Source organism: Novosphingobium sp. 17-62-19, assembly GCF_002256775.1.
Classification (GTDB): domain Bacteria; phylum Pseudomonadota; class Alphaproteobacteria; order Sphingomonadales; family Sphingomonadaceae; genus Novosphingobium.
Map to the genome: position 1 here is coordinate 14,493 of NZ_NCII01000032.1, position 22,654 is coordinate 37,146.

Annotated in this window: 19 protein-coding genes, 1 tRNA gene and 1 other RNA gene; 8 read left to right on the forward strand and 13 right to left on the reverse strand. The window is 62.2% G+C overall.

The window, feature by feature from the left end:
- The first annotated feature begins 142 nt into the window (after positions 1-142).
- Together rlmB and B7X90_RS07665 are read left to right on the forward strand one after the other, a co-directional pair.
- On the forward strand, positions 143-958 hold the full coding sequence (gene rlmB / locus B7X90_RS07660; protein WP_292623224.1) for a 23S rRNA (guanosine(2251)-2'-O)-methyltransferase RlmB: 816 nt from the start codon (positions 143-145) through the stop codon (positions 956-958).
- Positions 959-977: 19 nt separating this feature from the next.
- Complete coding sequence (locus B7X90_RS07665) at positions 978-1,838, forward strand: hypothetical protein (protein WP_292623227.1); 861 nt, start codon at positions 978-980, stop codon at positions 1,836-1,838.
- Between the two features lie 98 nt (positions 1,839-1,936).
- Here the strand turns inward: B7X90_RS07665 and B7X90_RS07670 are convergent, their stop codons facing one another.
- Positions 1,937-2,209: an HU family DNA-binding protein gene (locus B7X90_RS07670; protein ID WP_292623229.1), complete on the reverse strand. Its 273-nt coding sequence runs from the start codon at positions 2,207-2,209 to the stop codon at positions 1,937-1,939.
- A gap of 203 nt (positions 2,210-2,412) precedes the next feature.
- Entirely contained in the window at positions 2,413-4,818 is a 2,406-nt protein-coding gene (gene lon / locus B7X90_RS07675; protein ID WP_292623231.1) for an endopeptidase La, read from the reverse strand.
- 207 nt (positions 4,819-5,025) lie between these two features.
- Between lon and B7X90_RS07680 the strand changes: the two genes are divergently transcribed.
- Positions 5,026-6,060, forward strand: coding sequence for a hypothetical protein (locus B7X90_RS07680; RefSeq protein WP_292623233.1), 1,035 nt, complete (start codon positions 5,026-5,028; stop codon positions 6,058-6,060).
- On the opposite strand, the gene B7X90_RS07685 is transcribed toward B7X90_RS07680, so the two are convergent.
- The 6 genes from B7X90_RS07685 to hrpB form a co-directional block, all read right to left on the reverse strand.
- The gene (locus B7X90_RS07685; protein ID WP_292623235.1) at positions 6,057-7,118 is read right to left on the reverse strand and encodes a VacJ family lipoprotein; all 1,062 of its coding nucleotides are present in this window, start codon (positions 7,116-7,118) and stop codon (positions 6,057-6,059) included. The two genes, B7X90_RS07680 and B7X90_RS07685, sit on opposite strands and share 4 nt — an antisense overlap.
- Before the next feature lie 122 nt (positions 7,119-7,240).
- Positions 7,241-7,576 (reverse strand): YbaB/EbfC family nucleoid-associated protein, encoded by a 336-nt coding sequence (locus B7X90_RS07690; protein WP_292623236.1) that lies wholly within the window; start codon positions 7,574-7,576, stop codon positions 7,241-7,243.
- Positions 7,573-9,408, reverse strand: coding sequence for a DNA polymerase III subunit gamma/tau (locus B7X90_RS07695; RefSeq protein ID WP_292623238.1), 1,836 nt, complete (start codon positions 9,406-9,408; stop codon positions 7,573-7,575). Before B7X90_RS07695 ends, B7X90_RS07690 begins: the two co-directional genes overlap by 4 nt.
- 58 nt (positions 9,409-9,466) lie before the next feature.
- Positions 9,467-9,561, reverse strand: an RNA gene (gene ffs, locus B7X90_RS07700) — signal recognition particle sRNA small type.
- A 68-nt stretch (positions 9,562-9,629) separates the two neighbouring features.
- Complete coding sequence (locus tag B7X90_RS07705) at positions 9,630-9,908, reverse strand: ETC complex I subunit (RefSeq protein ID WP_292623240.1); 279 nt, start codon at positions 9,906-9,908, stop codon at positions 9,630-9,632.
- A 32-nt stretch (positions 9,909-9,940) separates the two neighbouring features.
- Positions 9,941-12,391 (reverse strand): ATP-dependent helicase HrpB, encoded by a 2,451-nt coding sequence (gene hrpB / locus B7X90_RS07710; RefSeq protein WP_292623243.1) that lies wholly within the window; start codon positions 12,389-12,391, stop codon positions 9,941-9,943.
- Between the two features lie 114 nt (positions 12,392-12,505).
- Here hrpB and B7X90_RS07715 point away from each other — a divergent pair, with 114 nt between their 5' ends.
- Entirely contained in the window at positions 12,506-12,652 is a 147-nt protein-coding gene (locus B7X90_RS07715) for a hypothetical protein (protein ID WP_292623245.1), read from the forward strand.
- A 2-nt stretch (positions 12,653-12,654) separates the two neighbouring features.
- On the opposite strand, the gene B7X90_RS07720 is transcribed toward B7X90_RS07715, so the two are convergent.
- Positions 12,655-13,671 carry an aldo/keto reductase gene (locus B7X90_RS07720; protein WP_292623248.1) on the reverse strand — a complete coding sequence of 339 codons (1,017 nt, stop codon included), beginning with the start codon at positions 13,669-13,671 and terminating at the stop codon, positions 12,655-12,657.
- A 19-nt stretch (positions 13,672-13,690) separates the two neighbouring features.
- Positions 13,691-14,704 carry a polyprenyl synthetase family protein gene (locus B7X90_RS07725; protein ID WP_292623251.1) on the reverse strand — a complete coding sequence of 338 codons (1,014 nt, stop codon included), beginning with the start codon at positions 14,702-14,704 and terminating at the stop codon, positions 13,691-13,693.
- Positions 14,705-14,804: 100 nt separating this feature from the next.
- Here B7X90_RS07725 and B7X90_RS07730 point away from each other — a divergent pair, with 100 nt between their 5' ends.
- Positions 14,805-15,095, forward strand: a complete 291-nt coding sequence (locus B7X90_RS07730) for a chorismate mutase (protein WP_292623253.1) — start codon at positions 14,805-14,807, stop codon at positions 15,093-15,095.
- A 156-nt stretch (positions 15,096-15,251) separates the two neighbouring features.
- Here the strand turns inward: B7X90_RS07730 and B7X90_RS07735 are convergent, their stop codons facing one another.
- Entirely contained in the window at positions 15,252-15,719 is a 468-nt protein-coding gene (locus B7X90_RS07735) for an Lrp/AsnC family transcriptional regulator (protein WP_292623255.1), read from the reverse strand.
- Between the two features lie 250 nt (positions 15,720-15,969).
- Between B7X90_RS07735 and B7X90_RS07740 the strand changes: the two genes are divergently transcribed.
- From B7X90_RS07740 to B7X90_RS07750, 3 genes are all read left to right on the forward strand, one after another.
- Positions 15,970-17,802, forward strand: coding sequence for a histidine kinase dimerization/phospho-acceptor domain-containing protein (locus B7X90_RS07740; RefSeq protein WP_292623257.1), 1,833 nt, complete (start codon positions 15,970-15,972; stop codon positions 17,800-17,802).
- A 10-nt stretch (positions 17,803-17,812) separates the two neighbouring features.
- The gene (locus B7X90_RS07745; protein WP_292623259.1) at positions 17,813-18,817 is read left to right on the forward strand and encodes a polysaccharide deacetylase family protein; all 1,005 of its coding nucleotides are present in this window, start codon (positions 17,813-17,815) and stop codon (positions 18,815-18,817) included.
- Positions 18,818-18,865: 48 nt separating this feature from the next.
- Positions 18,866-18,942: transfer RNA gene (locus tag B7X90_RS07750), tRNA-Ile, on the forward strand.
- 13 nt (positions 18,943-18,955) lie between these two features.
- Here B7X90_RS07750 and B7X90_RS07755 read toward each other — a convergent pair.
- Positions 18,956-20,404, reverse strand: a complete 1,449-nt coding sequence (locus B7X90_RS07755; protein ID WP_292623260.1) for an exopolyphosphatase — start codon at positions 20,402-20,404, stop codon at positions 18,956-18,958.
- Positions 20,405-22,543 carry an RNA degradosome polyphosphate kinase gene (locus B7X90_RS07760; RefSeq protein ID WP_292623262.1) on the reverse strand — a complete coding sequence of 713 codons (2,139 nt, stop codon included), beginning with the start codon at positions 22,541-22,543 and terminating at the stop codon, positions 20,405-20,407.
- Positions 22,544-22,654: the final 111 nt, after the last annotated feature.

The following is a 22,654-nucleotide window of genomic DNA, read 5'->3' on the forward strand; positions in this document are numbered from 1 at the left end:
GAAAAGAAAGCCGGATTTGTTGGTCCCCGAAGAGACCGTCCGGCCGAGAGGCGGTCCCTTTGGCGAAGCGGCACTTGCCTGTCAATGGGCAGGCTGGCAAACGCGGCACGAAATTTCATCGCTTCCACGAAAAGGTGCCTCCATGCCCCGTCAAGATGATCAACCCAAAGGCCGCTCACTGCGCGGTCGTGCTGGCCGCAACAAGGGCGGGCGTGGTTCCGGGCGGGGTAGCGCGGGCGCCATACGCCTCTGGGGCCGCCACGCAATCGAGGCGGCCCTTACAAATCCGAATCGCGATGCAAAGAAGCTGTGGGGCACGCGTGAGGCGATTCAGGAAATGCTCGACGCGCACGATGCTGAATTGCCGGCGTCATTGCCGGTGGAATATGCGCAGGCCGCTGATCTCGGCAGACTCGTCGCCAAGGACTCGCCGCACCAGGGCTTGGTGCTCGATTGCGCCCCGCTTGATGATGTCGCGCTTGATGACATGCTCGACGAATCGGAAGGCCGCACCATCGTCGTGCTCGATTCGGTAACCGATCCGCACAATGTCGGCGCAATCCTCCGTTCGTGCGCGGCCTTCAACGTTGCTGCGCTCGTTACGCAGGATCGCCACTCCCCGCCAGAATCGGGGACTCTTGCCAAATCCGCTTCCGGGGCGCTGGAGATCGTACCGTGGGTGCGCGTGGTCAATCTTGCCCGTGCGCTCGAACGCATGAGCGAAGAAGGCTACTGGCGTATCGGTCTGGATGGCGATGGGAAGGCCGTGTTCCCCTCCGCCCTGCCGTCTGGCCCTGTTGCACTGGTGCTGGGCGCTGAAGGCGAAGGCTTGCGCCACAATGTTGCACAGCATTGCGATGCCATCGCACGCCTGCCCATTGCCTCGGCTATCGAAAGCCTTAACGTCTCGAACGCGGCCGCTATCGCGCTCTATGCGCTGGCCACGCGCGAAGGCTAGGCCGATGTGGGAGGGGAACATGAACCGTTCGGTCAAAGTTGGCGCGGCACTTGCTGTCTTGTTGCTGCTGGCCGGATGCCTGCTGCTGCCGGGCAAATTCACATCGGACATCACCTTGCGCAAGGATGGTACGTTCAGCTTTGCCTACAAGGGGGACATCCACGTCCTCGCCCTGTCGAAACTCGCCGCCGATGAGCGCGCGCGCAAGAACGCCAGCGCCGAGTTCGAACCTTCCACATGCTACAGCGACGAAACCGGCGACGAGCGTGATTGCACTTCGGACGAACTGACCGAACAGAAGGCCGTCTGGGAAGAGGACCTTGCCGCCAGCAAGGCTGCTGCCGAAGAGAAGAAAAAGTCCGACGAGCAAATGATGAAGACGATGCTCGGCGGCATTGATCCGGCTGACCCGCGCGCTGCACAGGAATTCGCAGAGCGCCTGCGCCGCCAGAAGGGCTGGAAGTCTGTCGTAGACAAGGGTGATGGCCGTTTCGAGGTAGACTATGCGATCACCGGTCGACTCGACCATGACTTCAGCTTTCCTACGGTGGAAAAGCTGCCAATGATCACCCCGTTCGTGACAATGATCCGCCGCGCCGATGGCGGCGTGCGAATTGATGCTCCCGCTTTCACTTCTGCTGCTGCCGGAGCGCCGTTCATGGGTATGGCGGCGGCCGTGGCCGATGACAAAAGCGAAAAAGCGGGGGGAGACGGTATGCCTGTGCTTGATGGCGTGCTGTCACTGACTACCGACGGTGAGATTCTTGCCAATAACACCGACGAAGGCCCAGCCACGGGGCCGACCGGCAAGACCCTTCAGTGGAAGGTGAATGTGCGCAACAAGGAAGCGCCAACGGCTTTGGTTCGCATCAACCCCTGACCCGCGGCACACGGCAAACAAAACGCCGCGCCGGTCTCTATGACCAGCGCGGCGTTTTGTTTTCTGTCCTCAGGCACGATGCACCTGAGCAGATACCATCAGTTAACAGCGTCCTTCAGGCCTTTGCCAGCCTTGAACTTGGGCTGCGACGAAGCCTTGATCGACATGGGTTCGCCCGTACGCGGGTTACGGCCCGTCGATGCCTTGCGCTTGGCAACAGAGAAAGTGCCGAAGCCGACCAAGCGTACTTCATCACCCTTTGCCAGTGCACCAGAGATAGACTCAAAAACCGCTTCAACGGCTTTGATGGCATCGCTCTTTGACAGGCCACTGACATCGGCAACTGCGCCGATCAGATCGTTCTTGTTCATTGCGGAAACCCCCTAAGTCTTTTTCTCTGGAAAGTTCGGGATTGAATCGCCTTTTGCGTGGCACGAAAGAGAGCGGAGAAACAATCCGCTGTCAAAGGCAAAAGCGAAGAGTTCGGCCCGTTTTGCCCGCAAATCCGGTGGTTTGGTCGATGCAACCATACCTCGCGCAATTTCCTTGCGCGAGGCTTTCGGTCAATTGTTCGTCAATGTGCAGTCGTCGAAGGCATCTGCCCTGCTGCCGCCGGCCCTGGCTGTGAGGCAAGATCATCCGCCTCAGTCCATTCGATTGCCTGCGGAACACTAGTCAGCGCGCGTGCCAGAACCTCGTCAACATGGCTTACAGGTATGATTTCCATACCTTCCTTGATGTTCGCTGGTATCTCGATGAGATCCTTGCGGTTCTCTTCGGGGATCAGCACCGTTTTGATACCACCGCGCAGAGCAGCCAGCAGCTTTTCCTTCAAGCCACCAATCGCCAGCACGCGCCCGCGCAGCGTAACCTCGCCGGTCATCGCCACATCGGCCCGTACCGGAATGCCGGTGAGCGTCGAAACCATGGCCGTCACCATGCCGATGCCCGCGCTTGGTCCATCTTTGGGCACTGCGCCTTCGGGCAAGTGAATGTGCAGGTCCTTGCGGTTGAAGATCGACGGCTTGATGCCATAGGCCGGGCTGCGCGCCTTGACGAAACTGAACGCCATCTGGACGCTCTCGCTCATCACTTCACCCAGCTTTCCGGTGGTGCGCGCCGCGCCCTTGCCGGGAACAGTCACGCTTTCGATCGTCAGCAATTCGCCGCCGACTTCGGTCCAGGCAAGCCCAGTCACCGCGCCGACCTGATTTTCCTCATCCGACACACCATGGCGGAATTTGCGAACACCAGCAAAGTCAGACAGGTTTTCAGGCGTAACGGTAACGCTCTTGGCCTTGCCTTCAAGGATCTGACGAAGCGACTTTCGCGCAAGACGTGCAATCTCGCGCTCCAGCGTGCGGACGCCAGCCTCGCGAGTATAGTAGCGGATCAGATCGCGCAGCGCTTCTGTTTCAAGCGTGAACTCACCCTTTTTCAGCCCGTGTGCTTCCACCTGCTTTGCGATGAGGTGGCGCTCTGCAATCTCGACCTTCTCGTCCTCGGTGTATCCCTCCAGCCGAATGATCTCCATACGATCAAGCAAAGCTTGCGGCAGGTTCAAACTGTTTGCCGTGCAAACGAACATCACGTCGGAAAGGTCGAAATCCAGTTCCAGATAGTGATCCTGGAACTTCGCGTTCTGTTCAGGATCAAGCACTTCAAGCAGGGCCGACGCCGGATCGCCGCGGAAATCCTGCCCCAACTTGTCGATCTCATCGAGCAGGAACAGCGGGTTGGCCGTGCCAGCTTTCTTCAGGTTGGTCACGATCTTGCCCGGCAGTGAGCCGATGTAAGTGCGGCGATGCCCGCGGATCTCGGCCTCGTCGCGCACACCGCCCAACGACTGGCGCACAAACTGGCGGCCAGTTGCCTTGGCAATCGATTTGCCGAGCGAGGTCTTGCCCACGCCCGGAGGGCCTACGAGGCACAGGATAGGCCCCTTCAGCTTGTTAGTGCGCGCCTGCACCGCCAGATACTCGATGATCCGGTCCTTGACCTTGTCGAGCGCATAGTGATCGGCGTCCAGCACGGCTTGTGCGGCCGGAATATCCTTTTTCAGCTTGCTGCGCTTGCCCCACGGCAGACCCAGCAAAACGTCGAGGTAGTTGCGGATGACAGTCGCCTCGGCGCTCATCGGCTGCATCGTCTTGAGCTTTTTCAGCTCTGCCTGCGCCTTGGCCTTGGCTTCCTTTGAAAGCTTGAGCTTGTCGATCTTGTCCTGCAGTTCGGCCAGTTCGTTGGCTTCCTCGCCATCGCCGCCGCCCAGTTCAGACTGGATCGCCTTCATCTGTTCGTTGAGGTAATATTCGCGCTGAGTCTTTTCCATCTGGCGCTTCACGCGGCCACGGATCTTGCGCTCCACCTGCAGCACGCCCAGTTCGCCCTCCATGAAAGACAGCACCATTTCGAGCCGCTTCATCGGATCGGCTTCGGTCAGCACGGCCTGCTTGTCGCCCACCTTGGCGGCAATATTCGCAGCAACGGAATCCGCCAGCTTTCCAGCGTCTTCGATATCGCCCAACTGGCCACCGGCATCCTGCGGCAGCTTCTTTGAAAGCTTGGCATATTCGGCGAACTGATCGACCACTGTGCGCATCATGCCGGAAATTTCGGTGCCGGTAACAACTACCGGCTCCTGCGCTTCAACTTGCGCCACCAACATTGGGCCGTTGCCGGTCGTTTCCTCACGCAAGCCTTCCAGCACCGCGCGGTCGCGTCCTTCGACCAGCACCCGCACGGTGCCATCGGGCAGTTTGAGCAGTTGCAACACGCTGGCGATCACGCCGGTATCGTAAAGATCGTCCCTGTCCGGGTCGTCACACCCCGGATCAAGCTGGGCGAGCAGAAAAATGTCCTTGTTGCCCGCCATCGCGGATTCGAGCGCAGCCACGGATTTCTCGCGCCCGACGAACAGCGGCACGACCATACCGGGGAATACCACGATATCGCGGAGGGGAAGCAGAGGATAAAGATTCATTGGCACTTCGTTTCCGTCCTGCCGGGCACGCCGCCCAGCGCTTTCTAGGAATATGGGGACCACATCCCCGCGTCGCAATGCCTTTTGCCACTTCGGCTGTGGATCACGCGGCGCAAAGTGCGCCTTGATACGCTGCAAGAACCGTAAACCGGATATTAGGTATGTTCCCTCATGCAGGATTTGGGATAGCCAGGATCGCGCGCCAGAATGCTGAGAACACGGACAACGCTGGTCGTAGGCGCGGGGGCCAGCATGGAGCTGCAGTTCCCCTCGAATGCCGAACTGCTGGCGCGTATAATTCAAGGCTATGACTTCAAGCGCGCCGGGTCCGAAACGTCCACGCGCGATGGCCAGCTCCTGCTGCGAAATATCTACAAGCTGGCCGAACGTTCAAACAAGCCGGTCGAAGAAGTCGCCGCTGCGGCTGAACGCCTGCGCAATGCCTGCCGCCTGGGCCGCTCCATCGACAGCGTTCTGGAGCAGTATGATCACGATCCGCTGGTTCTGGCCTGTGGCAAGCTCGCCATCGCCTTTTTCATGGGGCAAGCAGAATCCCGCTCAAGTCTGAAAGATGTGCCCCGCGTGCCCGGTGAACTGCCGTTGCAAGGCAAGGTTGCCGAACACTGGATCTATCAGCTCGGCCAGCTCATCACGTCGGGCGTTCCGCGCAGCCGCATCGGCCAAACGCTCGAACAGATTACCATCGTCAATTTCAACTATGACCGTTCGGTCGAACACTTCCTGCCCTACGCACTGGTCATGGCCTACGGCATTGAGCTGAAAGAGGCGCAGGACGTCATCGCCGACAAGCTTGATGTCATTCATCCGCATGGCATGATCGGCCGTTTGCCCTGGCAGAAGGGTGAAGCACCGCAGGCCGAATGGGGCGCTGAACAGCCGTGGAACCTCCACGCCATTGCCGCGCAACTCAAGTCGTTGGCTGAGCGCAGTGCTGACCGCAACGCCGTGCGTGATCTGCGGCTTGCCGTGGCCAGTGCCAAACGGCTCGTGTTCCTCGGCTTCGGTTTTCAACCGCAGAACGTTGATCTGCTGTTCGAGAACTCGCTGTCGCACAATCCCGAAGTGCTGGTTTCCACCTACGGCATGAGTCCCGGCAACGCCGCAACCATCGCCTTGATGCTGCGCCGCCTTGCTGGCCTGGAAAATGCAGACCAGTTGATGATCTCCCCACACAAGGCGTGGGAAGTTCTGCGCGACTATTCTTTGCTACTGGAAAGTTAGAGCGTTGCCGGAAGCGGCTGCACCACAGGCTCGGAAATGAACACTGGTCCCGGCTGCGCAACTGGCGCAACTTCCGGTGCAGGCGCAGGTTCAGCCATCACCGGCGGCGGGGTCGGCGTCAGCGCTGGCAGCACCACGGTGCCTTCCTGCTGGTAGTCCGCCTTGCCCTTCAATGCGTCAATCTCAGCCTGCCGCGTCTTCAGGTAAAGCTCGCGATAGCTGGCATAAGGGTTCGATTCCTCACGAATCCGCTTGAACAGCGCATCATTTTCCACCCGCTCGTCAAGCGACCGAATGACAAAGCTGCTGGTGACATAGGCCGGATGCTGCAACGGCCCGCCCACGGCGAACGGCAGCAGAAAGCGGTCAAGCGTCAGCCCCACCACATCGCGCAACGTCGTGGGTCCAACCAGCGGCAGGAACATGTACGGCCCAGTCCCAATGCCATGGTAGCCCATCGTATAGGCAAAGCCATTGCGTCGGTACGGCAGATTGAAAGGCTTGGCCTTGGCCACATCGATCAGCCCGCCAATACCAACCGTGGAGTTGAGCGCAAAGCGGCCGACAGTCTCGGCGGCCTTTCCGGGCTTCAATTGCAGGATAAAATTCAGCGCTACGATTGGCTCTGTCAGGTTGCGCAGGACATTGCGCAACCCTGTGCGGACCGGCTTTGGCAGCGCTTTTTGATACACCATTGCGATGGGCGCGATCACCGCGTCATCGACCGCCTGCACTGCCTCATAGGAGATCTCGTTGACCGCCTGCATTGGGTCCACTTTGGGTGTGCGCTCACCCGATACGACAATGGCGGTCTCTTCCTGCTCAATCTGGTCGAGCGAGGGAAGCGGCTCAGATCCAGCTGTGCCAAAGTTTACCCTTGGCAATACCACTGGCGTTGTCGGCCCATCTATAGGTTCGGATGGCCCCTGATCCGGCACCGTTACTGCTGTATCGCCAGCGGTCGAAGCGTCCTGCGCCTGAACTGCCCCTGCAATGTCAGCTGGCACCACATCGGGCACGGCGAGCAGGGCAGCGCTGGCAAGCAAAGTTACGCTCAAACGAAATTTCCTGTCCGATACATCGAATTGACTTGCGACCCTTTCAGGGTAGCAATGGCGGTAGCATCGCCGTTTCGCAATCCGTTCATGGCCAAAACCTGAACGGAATCAAGCGTGACCGGTCAGAACGGCAGCTTGAAGCCCGGCGGGATGCCTGCGGCCATCTGCACCTTCTGCATTTCCTCAGCCGCTGCCGCATCGGCCTTGCCACGCGCATCGTTGAAGGCCGCTGCAACGAGATCTTCCAGAATGCCCTTTTCCGAAGCGACCAGCAGGCTGTCATCAATGCTGACGCCGATCACGCGACCCTTGGCAGTGGCGCGGATCTTCACCAAACCGCCACCAGCCGCGCCTTCGATCTCGATATTGTCGAGCGTTGCTTGCGCGTCTTCCATTTGCTTCTGGATGGTCTGCGCCGCCTTCTGTGCGGCCTGGATCATCTCTTCCATCGACTTCATGCGCGTTTGCTCCAGGGTCTCTTTTCGTGCTCTCGCGAGCTGTCTTCGTTCTCGATCTTGGCCCCCGGAAAGGCTTCCAGGGCAGCCCTGACCAAGGGATGTTCCATCAATTCAGCTTGGGCAGCCGCTACTTTCGCAGCCTTGGCTTCTTCAAGAGTGGGCAGAGCATCACCCTCACCCCGCTCGATTATCCAAGCCTCACCAGTCACATGATTCAACGCACGCCGGATATCGGGCACCGGGTCTCCCGGCAAGCCCGGAGCAAGCTGGTAACGCAGCAACCCGCGCTGGAGTTCCACAACCCGCACGCCCAATCGCATGGTCGATCCTACCAGCGGCGAGACATGCTCAACCTGTTCCACTAGCGCTTCCCAATCAGCGCTCGCCAAAACCGGCTCAGGGGCATGTGCGGTGGGAGCAACTGCTCCGCCATCGCCCATCGGCGCGGTCATCGCCGGACGCGATGCCAGTTCTTCCAGTTTCTTCAGCAACCCGCCCGGATCAGGCATATCGGCCGCGTGCATCACTCGCAGCAGCGCCATCTGCGCCGCAACAAGCGGATCGGGGGCGCCCTTCACTTCTTCATAACCCTTGAGCAGAAGCTGCCACAGCCGATGCAATTGGCCTGCACTCAACACCTTGGCCCAGGCCTCTAGCGCCTCACGCTCCTCAGTGGAGCGAATGTCCGGGCCGACCCCGCCGATCTGCGTCACCGTCACCCGATGGACAACGTCCATCTGCGCGCGCATCATGGCAATCGGTTCAATTCCCAGCGAATATTGCTGCGCCACTTCTGACAGCACCACATCGCCCTTGCCCGAAAGCACGGCCTCAAGCAGGCGACGCTGCATGGTCTTGTCGGCAAGGCCCAACATCTGGCGGACCTGCTCGGCAGAAACGCGGGTCTTGCCGTCCTCGCTGCCCACAAGATCGGCGTGGCTAATCGCCTGGTCGAGGATCGACAGGCCATCGCGCACCGAGCCTTCGGCAGCAGCGGCGACCATTGCCAGCGCCTCATCCTCGGCCTCGACGCCTTCCTTGCCGCAGATCATGCCAAAGTGCTTGGCAAGCAGCGGCGCCGGAATGCGCTTCAAGTCAAAACGCTGACAGCGCGACAGCACCGTGACCGGCAGCTTGTCGACCTCAGTCGTCGCAAACAGGAACTTCACATGCGCAGGCGGTTCCTCAAGAGTCTTGAGCAAGGCATTGAATGCATTGCGTGACAGCATGTGAACTTCGTCGACGATGTAGATCTTGTAGCGCGCCGAAACCGCAGCATAACGCACCGCTTCGATAATCTCGCGCACATCGTCGACGCCGGTGTTTGACGCGGCGTCCATCTCGATCACGTCGATATGCCGACCTTCGGCAATCGCGCAGCATGGCTCGCACACGCCACAAGGGTCGATCGTCGGCCCGCCCTGCCCATCCGGGCCAATGCAGTTGAGCGCCTTGGCGATCAACCGCGCGGTCGATGTCTTGCCCACCCCGCGCACGCCGGTCATCAAAAACGCATGGGCCAAGCGGTCCCGCCGGATCGCATTGGCCAGCGTCTGGACCATCGCATCCTGCCCGATCAATTCGGCAAACGTCTGCGAACGATATTTGCGCGCCAGCACGCGATAGGGCTGCACTGTGGGCGCAGCCGTAGCTGGCGCGGGCTTCAGCTCTGGCGCTGGAACAGCAGGCGGCGGTTCGGCTGCAGGTGTTGGCGCAGGGGGCGCAGGATCGCCAAACATCGAAGCCTGCCCTGCTGCCTCCAGATCTTGCGCGCTGGGACCAAGGTCTTCGTCTTCCGGCTCGCCGCCGAACATGTCAGGTGAATCGCCCATTACGCCCTATGTAGGATCTTGTCCGCCATCTGTCGAAGGCATCAACGCGCATTAGGGTGGAAAAGGAGCCGGCCGACCCGCCGCAACCCGTTGTGGCTGCTTCCTTCCGGACCTGACCAAGTTGGCGGACGCAAACGTCCGACCGGCTCCCGGCGCGGCATATGGAGAGGAAGGCACCGCTTGTCCAGCCCTCAGGCCAGACAATTTAAACGCGGCCAAAGTCAGCGAAAATTATCGGCGTAGCTTTGCAGCTTCAGCTTGCGCGGCGGCGTGGGGATGACGTGAGCCTCGATCCCGTAACGCTCGGCATAAGCCTGCGCATCTTCAGCCGACTCGAATTTCAGCACAACCTGCTGTTGCATATCGCCAGAACCCGCCCATCCCATCAGCGGGTCAGGGCGCTTGGCCTCTGCCGGTTCGAATTCGAGCAGCCAGTCGCTGGTCCGGGCCTTGCCGGACTGCATGGCATTCTTGGGGCGCTGAAAGATGCGTGCTGACATGCGTTCCGCTTGCACACGAATCGGGGCGCAAATCAAGTACGCTTTGTCGCGTTGAAGGCGTTTTTGGTCTTGAGGCTCGGGTCTTCGGCCCAAGGCTCGTCCGGCCAGCGGTGCCGTGGATAGCGGCCCTTCATGTCCTTCACGACATCGCGCCACGATCCGCGCCAGAAGCCGGGCAGGTCTGCCGTCGTCTGGATCGGCTTTGCGCCGGGGCTGGTCAGGCTCAGCAGCAACGGCTTGGGCGGCTGCCCCACGCACGGATGCCGGTCCAGCCCGAACAGCGCCTGCACGCGCAGTTCCACGCAAGGCCCGCCTTCATGGCCATAATCGATGGCATGGCTGGTCCCCGCCGGAGAGCGAAATTCCGCCGGAGCCAGCTTGTCCAGCGTCTGCCGCTCGTTCCAGTCGAGCCGCCCCGCCAAGACCTCGTGCAGCTTGCTGGCCCCGATCTGCAGATCGCGCCGACCGGCCAGCAATGGCCGCAGCCATGACTCCAGCGAATCCAGCAACGCCGCCTCTGACAAGGCCTTCAGCCCAGCGTAGCCCGCCCGCACGATCAGCGCTTTGGCAGCATCGCCCAGCGGCAGGAGGCCCAGTCCACCTTCGCGCACCACCTCAATCAACTTCGCCGTAACGGCCTCCGCATCCGGCTTGGGATCAGGCACACGCGCCAGCACGATTGCCCCCAGCCGCCGCTCCAACCGCGCCTCAACGCGCCCCTCGCTGGCATTCCAGTTCAGCGAATGTCGTTCTTCGATCCGGTGTGAAAGGTGGCGGGCAACCTCCTCATCCTCCAGCGCAATCGCTGCCGTAATTCGTGCGCCTTTAGCTTCGCCCTGCGCGTCGCCGATCACCAGCCACTTCGCAGTCGCCAATGGAGACACCGCGTCAAGCCGATACCCGCGCCCGCCGCTCGAAAGCCATTCCTCGCCCGTGGCCGAACGCGCCCGCGCAATCCGGTCGGGAAAGGCCTCCGCCAGCAGCACGCCAGTCGGCACCTCAGCCGCCTTCCCACGACCGGCCAGCTTGTCGGCCATCTGCGCCCACCGCGCCGCCAGTTTTCGCGATCCCTCGGCCCGCCCGCCACGCTCGCTCGCCCAGCGATCAAGCCGCCGCGCCAGATCCTCGCCACGACCGCCCAGCCCGCGCTCCTGCAAAAGTAGGGCAAGCCGCGCCGCCTCCCCGGCCTGCCCCCTCTCAGCGGCAAATAGCAACATATGCGCCAAGGCCGGTTCCATCGGCAGTCGCGCCATCGCCCGGCCATGCGCCGTTATCCGCCCGTCGAGGTCGAGCGCCCCCAATGCCTGCAAAGCCCCCCGCGCGGCAGCCATTGCCGCAACCGGGGGCGTATCAAGCCAAGCCATCGCCGCCGCATCGCCCGCGCCCCACTGCGCCAAAGTCAGTGCCAATGGCGCCAGATCGCTGGTCACCACTTCGGGCGGGTCGAAGGCTGCGCGCCCGGCATGGGCAGCCTCTTCCCACAACCGATAGGCCACACCCGGCCCCTGCCGCGCCGCGCGCCCTGCCCGCTGCGCTGCCGAGGCTTGGCTCGCCCGCGTGGTAACCAGCCGCGTCACACCCGCCGCTTTGTCGAACTCTGCCCGGCGCGAAAGGCCCGCATCGACCACCACCGAAACGCCATCCAACGTGAGCGATGTCTCGGCAATGCTCGTCGCCAGAACCACGCGCCGGCGCCCCTGCGGATCACGCCGGATCGCCGCGCGCTGGCCCGCCGGTTCCACCTGCCCGTGCAGCGGCAAGACCAGCGCCTGCGGCAAACGCTCTGCCAGCAGATCCGCCGTCCGCTCGATTTGCGCCACGCCCGGCAGGAAGGCGAGAATATCGCCCGCCTCCTCGCGCCATGCGGTCTGAATCGCCGAGGCCATCGCCGCTTCGATCTTCACATCGGGCCGTGCGCCCAGCCATTTCACGCTCAGCGGGTGCGCCTTGCCCTCACTCTCCACCACCGGCGCATCATTCAGCAGTGCGGCAAAACGTGATCCATCGATAGTCGCAGACATCACCACGATGCGCAGATCCTCGCGCAACACCCCTTGCGCCTCGACCGCCAGCGCCAGCCCCAGATCGCTGTCGAGATGACGTTCGTGTGCCTCGTCAAACAGCACCGCAGACACGCCCTGCAGTTCAGGATCGTTAAGAATCGTGGAAACGAAAATCGCCTCGGTCACTACCAGCACGCGCGTTTTGGCAGACCGTTTCGCGTCCAGCCGGGTGACATAGCCAACTGTCCCGCCTGCCTCTTCGCCCAGCAGCTCCGCCATCCGCTCCGCCGCCGCCCGCGCCGCCACACGGCGGGGCGAAAGCACGATGACTTGTCCGGTACACCACGGATCGTCCAGTAAAGCAGGCGCCACCGCTGTCGTCTTGCCCGCCCCCGGCGGCGCGATCAGCACCGCGCTTTGCCCGGCCCGCAAGGCGGCCAGCAGGTCTGGCAAAACAGCATGGATCGGCAACTGGCTCACGCCCGGCGCTTTACGGTGCATCCCGCCACAATGGCAACGCCTGCTGTTGATTGCACTCGGGCCGTTCGTCGCGTGACGCTTCGCATCCGTCACAATTGGCGATAAGGCTGCAAAATGAAGACCACGCTGGAATTCGTGGTGGCACTGACCACCGGCCTGCTGTTCAGCGGGGCCATGATCGGCGCGGTCATTCTTGGCATCGGCGCGGTCTGTGGCGGCAGTTGCTGGCTGTTGTGGCGGCGCTTTGGCCGCCGCAAATAGCATCAGCCCATCGGGTAGGGAATTTCGCGGCTCACCGTGTTGATCGCTTTCATCACGTCATCCGGCAGCACCAGATCGGCGGCGGCAAGGATGGGATCAAGCTGATCTTCGGCCCCCACCCCGACAATCGTCGAAGCCACGAAATCATGCTGCTTCGACCAAGCCACCGCCATCGTCACCGGATCAAACCCCGCTTCCGCAGCCACCGCCATAAACCGCGCAGTCGCCTCCAGCGAACGCTCGTTGACGAAGCGCTTGCCCATTTGCGCCTGCCGCCCCTCCATCGCCAGATAGCGGGAGAACCGCGCGCCTTCAGGCCGCGCGCCGCCGTTATACTTGCCCGAAAGCACCCCGCCCGCAATCGGTGAATAAGGGATCAGGCTCACGCCTTCCATGCGGCAGACTTGCGCCAGTTCATCCTCGAACCGGCGGTTGTTGAGGCTGAAATTGTTCTGGATCGTCTGATAGCGCGCCGTTCCCAGCTTTTCAGCACTGGCGAGCGACTTCATCAGCCCCCAGCTCGTCTCGTTCGAACAACCCGTGATCCGCACTTTGCCCGCACGCACCATTTCGTCGAGCACTTCCATCGTCTCGTCATAGGGCGTGTCATGATCGGGCCAGTGCGTCTGGTAAAGATCGATGTAATCGGTGCCGAGCTTGGTCAGGCTGGCATCAATAGCCGCCTCGATATTGCGCCGGTCCAATGCGGTCATGCCATTGCGGCAGGGGGACCGGAACCACACGTGGCTCGGCCCGGAAACCTTGGTCGCCAGAATGATTGCATCGCGCGGCTTGGTCTTCAGCCACTTGCCCACGATTTCCTCAGTCCGCCCCACCCACTTGGCGTCGGGCGGCACCGGGTAACCTTCTGCCGTATCAAAGAAGTTTATCCCCGCGTCATAGCTGCGGTCCAGCACGCGCAGCGCTGCGGCTTCGTCTACCTGGCTGCCGAAGGTCATCGTCCCCATGCAGATGTCCGACACGACAATGGCCGAACGGCCCAGACGACGATGCTGCATCAGCAATTCTCCAGAAAAATCAGAATCTCCGCGCCACCGCAAACAGCGCGGCTTCGGTCATTGCCGCCTTGGCCGCGCTGGCTGGGAAGCCCGCAATCGCATCGATGGCGCGCTGCGCATACATCCGCGCCCGCTCACGCGTGGCATTCACCGCATCATGGCGGCCGATCAGCTTGATGGCATAGGCAAGATCTGCGTCAGAAGAACGATCGCCTGCAATCGCTTCCTGCCAGAACTTGCGCTCGTCCGCATCGCCGCGTGCATAGGCAAGGATCACCGGCAGGGTCATCTTGCCCTCGCGGAAATCGTCGCCCTGATCCTTGCCCATTTCGGCAGCATCCGAATCATAGTCGATGGCGTCATCCGCCAGCTGGAACGCAATGCCAAGGTTCCGGCCATAGGAATCGAGCGCCAGTTCATCCGCTTCGGGCCGTTCAGCCACCACCGCCGCGATCCGGCACGCGGCCGAGAACAGCGCTGCCGTCTTGGCCGCGATGATGTCGAGGTACATTTCCTCGGTCGTATCGATCTGCCGCTGGGCCACCAGTTGGTCGACCTCGCCTTCGGAGATTACCGCCGATGCGTTTGACAGGATGCGCAGCACTTTGAGCGAGCCATCCTCGACCATTAGCTCAAAGCTGCGGCTGAACAGGAAGTCGCCCACCAGCACAGTCGCCGGGTTGCCATAGACGATGTTCGCGGTCTTCTTGCCGCGCCGCATGTCCGATCCGTCAACCACATCGTCGTGCAGCAAAGTTGCCGTGTGGATGAACTCCACCGCCGCTGCCAGCTTGTAGTGGCGGCTGCCGCCGTATCCCAGCAGCGAAGCACTCGCCAGTGTCAGCATCGGACGCATCCGCTTCCCACCGCCCGCGATCAGGTGCCCGGCCAAAGTCGGGATCAGCGGGATGCGCGATTGCATCCGATCCAGGATCACGGCGTTGACGCTGTTCATGCCTTCGGCCACGAGGGCCATCATCGGCGAGAGCGAAGGTTCCGCCTTGCGCGGCAATGTGTGGATGGTCGCAGTCATCGGTTTGATCGCTTGGCGGCAAGGGCGGCGCTTGGCAAGATGCAAGTTGCACGGTAGCGGCCCTATCGACCAAACGTGGCCCAAAGCACGGGGTAAGGAAATGAGCGAAGATTCGGTTCTGGCAGGTTACCGTCAGTCCATCGACAATATCGATGCCGCGATGATCCACATCCTCGCCGAACGCTTCCGCATCACGCAGGCGGTCGGTGCCTACAAGGCCACGAACAAACTACCCGCATCAGATCCGGGCCGCGAAGAACGCCAGATCACGCGTCTGCGCAAGCTGGCCGAAGACGCCAAGCTGGACCCGGAGTTTTCCGAAAAGTTCCTGCGCTTCATCATTGAAGAGGTGATCCGCCACCACGAACGGGCGGCAGGCTCGGCGGGCTGAGGCCATATACCCAAGAACTTGCTCCCCCGCGAAGGCGGGGGCCTCAGTCGTTTTACGCTGATGTTCGGTAGCGGCACCGATACCCCCGCCTTCGCGGGGGAACACACCGGGTTTGGGTAAGACGGACTATCTGGCGAAGCGCTGTAGTCGCGCCGCTCAATCCTCCAACGGCACTCCCGGCACCTGTTTGGCCGTGCGGATCGTCAGCGATGTCTTAACGCTCGCCACATTGGGCGCGGGCGTCAGTTTGCTGGTCAGGAATTCCTGAAAGCTCTGCAGATCGCGGCTGACGATCTTCAGGATGAAATCGATCTCGCCGTTCAACATATGGCATTCACGCACTTCGGGCAGCGTGCGCATGTGGTCTTCAAATTGCCGCAGCGATTCTTCAGCCTGGCTCTTCAGGCTGACCAGCGCGAAAACCGTAATGGCAAAACCCAGCTTCGACGCATCCAGATCGGCATGATAACCCCGGATCACGCCCTCGTCCTCAAGCGCGCGCACGCGTCGCAAGCAAGGCGGCGCGGTCAACCCAACACGCTGCGCCAGTTCGACGTTGGTCATGCGGCCCTCTGCCTGCAGTTCGGCAAGCAGCCGCCGGTCAATACCATCAAGGGTTGCCATGCTCAGTTCGTTCGTCCGTTTCGCTAAACCCCGCGTGGGGGATTCGGAAAGAAGCGAGAATCGCAACTTTCCGCATAAATCTGAGTGTCGAAGATAATTTTATTGTTTCATAGTGCAAGCGTCTCACATTGCAACGCAGTGGATACCAATCTTTCGAACGCGGCCACACTTTGTTAGCCTTATGAATGCTATAGCCGTGGTTCGGCACTTTGCGTTGCCATGATCACTATTCCACCGGTGCGGAGCTTGAATGATCGTCGATGACCGTCTTGAAACCGTGCTGCGTACCCACGTGGCAAGCAAGACGGCGGCCAAAACCCAGTTGCGGCAACTCGTCGATCTGCTTGGCACCGTTCCACTTTCCGCATGGAGCGCACGCCACGCCACGGCACTCCAGCGCGTCGATTCGCTCGCTGGAATGCTCTCGGACGAGGAATGCGCCGCCGTGCTGCGCGTTGTCCCGCATCGCTCGGCAGTGCTGGTCTATCACTTTGCGCAAGGCGGCCCGCGTACGGCTTCTGCCGCAGTATCCGCCGCCCGCCTTTCGACCGAGGACTGGCTGGCCCTGATTCCGCGCCTGCCCACCACCACACGCGGCTTCGTCCGCCACCGCAGCGATCTGGGCGAACCGGTCCGCGAGCTTCTGTCGCGCCTGGGCGTGGACGATTTCCTTCTGCCAGAGCCTGCCCGCAAAGAAGCAGCGGTCACCACTGCGCCAACATCAAATGCCACCCCGGTCGCGCCTTTCGCGCCTTTCGCGCTGCCTGAACCCGTCGCCCCCTCGCCAGAATCCGTCACAGTTCCTTTTGAAGAACCTGCGCCACAACCGGCGACAGAAGTGGCACCAGCCATCCTGCCCACAGGCTTCCATAGCGATGCCGAAGACGGCATCGGCGCCATCGTCCGCCGCATCGAAGCCTTCCGCCGCAAGCGCAAGGAGCGCGACGACGCAGCAACCTCCGACAAGCCCGGGCAGCCACACCCGGACGGCATCGCCCCCCGCCTGCCCTTCGCCGAAGAGGACACTCCGGCACGGCCCGCTCCTCTCTCGATAGACTTGCGCACCGATGCCAACGGCACCGTCACTAGCGCCGGGATCGATCCGCCGGGAATGCTGGTCGGAACCCATCCGTTCTGCGCCAACACAGTGGCCCCGGTCCATTGCGACGCCGATATGGAGCGCGCCTTCCGCCATCGTCAGCCGATCCGAGCCGGTCAACTTCACATCGAGGGTGCCCCCGCGGTCGCAGGCCATTGGCAAGCCGATGGCACGCCGCTCTTTGCCCCCGATGGCGGTCGCTTCACCGGCTACTTGCTGCGCCTGCGTCGCCCCCTCACCCTAGGCGCAGCCCCCGCAGTCGCCCCCACCGCTCCCGCCTCGAACGAAGCAGACCGCCTGCGCCAACTGCTTCACGAACTGCGCACCCCGATCAATGCGATCCAGGGTTTTGCAGAGATGATCCAATCGCAGGCCTTGGGCAGCACCCCGCACCAGTACCGTGCGATGGCCGCCAGCATCGCCTCTGATGCCGCGCAGATCCTTGCCGGATTCGAGGAAGTGGAACGCCTCGTAAAGCTGGAAAGCCACGCCCTCACACTTGAACCCGGTGAGGCTGATGCCTCGGCGATCGTCGCGCGCATGGTCGAACAACTCCTGCCTGTGCTCAACACGCGCAACGTCCGCCTTGCCGTGGCCATCTCGCCCACCCCGTTGCCCGTTGCCATGGCGGCAGAGGAACTTGAACGCTCGGTCTGGCGCGTCCTCTCCGTCATCGCCGCCAGCGTCGCCCCGGGCGAGCGGCTAACCATCGCCCTCGACAGCAAAACGGACTCAGTCCTGCTGACGATTGCGCTTCCCGCCGCGCTCTACCGGCTTGATGACACCGCCCTTTTCGCGCCCGATGTGGCCGGTAGCACCGGCTCGTTCACGGCGCCCGCCATGCTGGGCAACGGCTTTGCCCTGCGCCTTGCCCGTGCCGAGTTCGAAGCCGCAACCGGCACGTTGGTGCGCGAAGGCGAGCGTCTGTTGATCGCACTGCCCCACCCCGCCCCATCGGCTCCCGCCTCTGCAGCACAGGCGTAAGGCGCAGCGCATGGTCACGCCCCGGCAAGTGCTGCATATGCCGGACCCGGCCGACTTCGTTCGCTTCGCGCCCGAATTTGGCACGCGCTTTATCCTGACCGTCGATACCGAAGAAGAGTTCGACTGGTCCAAGCCGCTCGACCGTACCAGCCACGGCCTCGATCACATTCCGCGCATCGCCAAGTTCCAGCAGTTCTGCGAAGGCTTGGGCGTTGTCCCGATCTACCTCGTCGATTATCCCGTGGCGAGCGATCCGCGTGCTGCCGAGGTGCTGGCCGATGCCGTCGCAGCAGGGCGCGCAGAAATCGGCGTCCAGCTTCATCCGTGGGTCAATCCCCCGTATGACGAGGACATCACCGTTCACAACAGCTTCGCCGGCAACCTTCCGCCAGAACTTGAACGCGCAAAGTTCCGCAAATTGCGCGATACCATCGAGCAGGCCTTTGGCATCGGCCCCGCAATCTACCGCGCCGGGCGCTATGGCGTTGGCCCCAACACTGCCGAAATCCTAAGTGAATGCGCCATTGCGATTGACACCTCGGTGCGCGCCAACTTCGATTACAGTTCCACCGGCGGCCCCGACTTCCACCTGCACCCCTTACGTCCATGGTGGATCTGCAAGCGCAATGGTCTGATGGAAGTGCCGCTCACCACGGTCTTTACCGGCCTGCTGAAGCGCTTCGGCAAACATCTCTATCCGCTGCTTTGGCGTGTTCCCCGGATGCGTGGGCTGCTATCTCGCCTCGGCTTGCTAGAACGCATTTCGCTGACCCCCGAAGGCATCACGCTCGAAGAAGCAGTGCGCGGCATCGAGGTAGCGATTGATCTTGGCCTGCCCGTGCTGGTGCTGTCATTCCACAGCCCGTCGCTTTGCCCCGGCTACACACCCTATGTGCGCAATGATGATGACCTTGACCGATTTTACGATTGGTGGCGCGGCGTCTTTGCCCACCTTGCGGCAAAGGGCGTGAAACCCGCCAATGTCCGACAGATCATCGAAGCCGCCCAAATCTGAATAGCAAACTTGCCAAGTGCGCTGCACGCTTGTACCGGCACCCGCGATGGGCCTGTAGCTCAGTTGGTTAGAGCTGGCCGCTCATAACGGCTAGGTCGCGGGTTCAAGTCCTGCCGGGCCCACCATCACCCTCTGAATTTACCCAGCCGTCAGCCCCAGATGCTGCGCAAGTTCTTTCAGATCGCGGGATGATCCATCGCCTACCAGTTGTGGCACTGTGCTGGAAAGCCGCAAGATGCCGCCGTCCATCTCAAGCCGCGTGGCTGCGATAACTGCCGACGATGCCGCGCTCATCCGGCGACACAATCTCGCCGCCAGCCCCAGCCCCCGCGCCTGCTCCAGCATCACAGGAGAGGCCAGACGCGCCCACGGCTCCGCGCCATGCCCCTTGCCCACGCTCCCCCGTAGAGCCGCCGCCAAGACGGCGCGGCCTGCATTGTCCACGCCCACCCAGCGCTTCGCCAGGCCCCAGTCGCCCGGCAGATTGCGCCGCAAGTTCGGCTCCACGCGTCCCGCCGCCAGACACAGCGCCACTGCTGCACGGCCCAATGGCGTGTTCGCCATCGGCACCACGTCCGCCATCCACGCCGCGGCAGCATCGACCATCGCCGTGTCCACTGCCATCGGCCCGACAAAAGCCATGACACCCGCCAGCAATGTATCCTGCCGCTGTACTTCTGCCGAAAGCGATCCGAACAGCACGCCTTCGCGCAATCCCCATGATGAGAACACCACCCGCCCCGGCTGCAATCGCTGGAGCAGCACCGCCAGCAGTGCCGCCGCGTCGGGAATCGCTGCCAGACGGCTCGACGATACGCCGTCGATCGGGTGCGGCCCCGGCCCGCGCCGCGCCAGCAACCGTGCCAGCTTCAGCGCTCCGCCCGCATCGAGCGCAAAGCCGTGCGTATCTTCCAGCGGCCAGTCCAGCCGCACCATCATAGCCCGCGCCAGTGCCCGCATCGATCCGCCGACCAGATAGAGATCCACTCCCGGCTCAGCCACCCAATCCGCCTTGCCCAGCATCCGCCCAATCTCGCGCACAAACACGCGGTCGCCCTTGGCGCGCAAAGCGGGCAGGCGAAGCGATCCCAGCGGCAGGCTCACCCCATGGCTCGATCCGCCCTGCGCCACGTCCACCAGTTCAAGGCTGCCACCCCCCAGATCGCCAACAATGCCTGCTGCATCGGGAAAAGCTCCCAGCACGCCGGTCGCACTCGTCTCGGCCTCTTCCACACCCGAAAGCAGGCGCGGAGCAAAGCCAATCTCGCGGACTTTTTCCAGAAACGCCGCGCCATTGCTCGCATCGCGCGCAGCCGCCGTCGCCACCACGTCAACGCGTGGCACACCTGCCAGATCAATCAGCGCCTTGTAACGCGCCAGTGCAGCCAGCACGCCCGCCACAGCCTTGCCCGATAGCTTGCCCGTCTCGGCCACGTGCTTGCCCAGCTTGGCCGTCACCTTCTCGTTCAGCAGCGTCACCGGCGCGCGTGGCGGGCCGCCATAGACCACCAACCGTACGGTGTTGGAGCCGATGTCGATGATCGCGCGGGATTGCTCCCAGCTATAGACGCTCAGTGGTGTTTTCACTCAGCCACGGTTAGCCGCCCCGCGCCGCAACGCAAGCTTTGGCACTTTTCGTCCACTGGAAAGCGCTGCCCCGCGCCCCGAAAGCGATGGGTTGGTCATGAAATAGCCGTGCAGGTTGAACGAAGGGTCCCCCTTCTCGAACCGCTCATACTCGCCATCCGGCCCCAGTTCCCAGCTCTGCTCGGTATCCAGCAGGTTGGCCAGCATGACCTGATCGAGGATCTGGTCATGCACCGTCGGGTTCTTCACCGGCACCAGCACTTCCACGCGCCGCCCCATGTTGCGGCTCATGCCGTCGGCCGAGGAGATGAACACCCGCGCCCGCTTGTTCGGCATCCGCGATCCGTTGCCAAAGGCCCAGATGCGGCTGTGTTCGAGGAACCGCCCGATGATCGATTTGACCTCGATGGTTTCCGAAAGCCCCGGCACACCCGGCTTCAAACAGCAAATCCCGCGCACCACCAGCCGGATTTCCACACCCGCCATGCTCGCCAGATAAAGCCGGTCGATCAGGTCCGGGTCGGTCAACTGGTTCATCTTGGCCCAGATCGTCGCCGGACGCCCCTTGCCCGCCAGCATCACTTCGCGGTCGATGCATTCGTACAGCTTCTCGCGCAGGTTGATGGGGCTGATCGCCAGAAGGTCGGTGTGCTTCGGCTCGACATAGCCAGTAACGAAGTTGAACAGTTGCCCCGCATCACGCCCCATGCGCGGATCGGCGGTGAAGAACGACAGATCGGTATAGATGCGCGCGGTGAACGGGTGGTAGTTGCCCGTGCCAAAGTGGCAGTACGTGCGGTAACTTCCGCCTTCGCGCCGTACCACCATGCTCACCTTGGCGTGCGTCTTCCAGTCCACAAAACCATAGATCACCTGCACGCCTGCGCGTTCAAGCTGCGCGGCCCACAGCAGGTTCTGTTCCTCGTCAAAGCGCGCCTTAAGTTCCACCACGGCCGTGACAGACTTGCCCGCCTCCGCAGCAGCGATCAGCGCCGCGATTACCGCCGATTGCTTGCCCGCACGATAAAGCGTCTGCTTGATCGCCACCACATCAGGATCGGCTGCCGCCTGCCGCAGGAAATCGATCACCACCTCAAAGCTTTCGTAAGGGTGGTGGATCACCAGATCCTTCTCGCGGATGGCCGAGAAGCAATCCCCATCGTGCTCCAGCACGCGTTCGGGGTAGCGCGGGTTGTAGGGATCGAATTTCAGATCCTGCCGGTCCTCGTCGATCACCGTGGAAAGCCCGCTGATCGCCAGCAGGCCCCGGCTCTTGATCACCAGCGCATGGTCCAGCCGCAACTGCCGCCGCAGCAACCGTTCTGCATCGGCGTCAAAATCGTCCTGCAACTGCAGCAGAATCACTTTGCCACGCCGCCGCCGCTGGATTGCCGTGCGATAATATCGCACCAGATCCTCGGCGTCTTCTTCAAGCTCGATGTCGCTGTCGCGCAACACGCGGAACGTGCCGTTACCCAGAATCTTGAAGCCGGGGAACAACAGCGTCGCATGGCGCCGCACCAGTTCCTCGATCCCGACCCACGAAGCGCTCTTGCCCGGCAGCCGCACAAAGCGCGGTAGGGCAGGTGGAATCAGAATCATCTCGGTCACCGGTGCGCCATCGGCGCTGCGCAGCAACTGGAACAGGATGCCTGTGCCCTGATTGGCGATGAACGGAAAGGGGTGCGCCGGATCAATCGCCTGCGGCGTCAGCACCGGGACCACATGCTCTTCAAAGTAGGCGCGCAGCCAATCCGCCTCGGCCTTGGTCAGGGCATCGTTGTCGATGATGCGGATACCAGCCTCTGCCAGTTCATCCTTCAGCCCGAACAGCACGTCCTGCTGTGCATCGACCAGTTCCTTCACGGCCTCCAGCAGCGCGCCAAGCTGTTGCGTCGGCGTCTGCCCATCAATCGAAAGCTCATCGATCTGCCGCCGCACCTGCCCGGCGATCCCGGCCACGCGCACCATCATGAATTCATCAAGATTGTTGCCGCTGATCGACAGGAACCGCAGCCGCTCCAGCAGTGGATAATCCGCATTCACCGCTTCGGCCAGCACGCGCCGGTTGAACGCCAGCCAGCTCAACTCGCGGTTGAAAAAGCGCTCCTGCACCGGTGGCAGATCATCGATACTCAACACAAAACCCCCTGCCGACACCGTGCCAGCCATTGCGCACCATGCGTTACACTCGCGTGACAGCCACGTACCAGATCGTTGCCGTCAATCATTCGTCACACAGATGTCCCT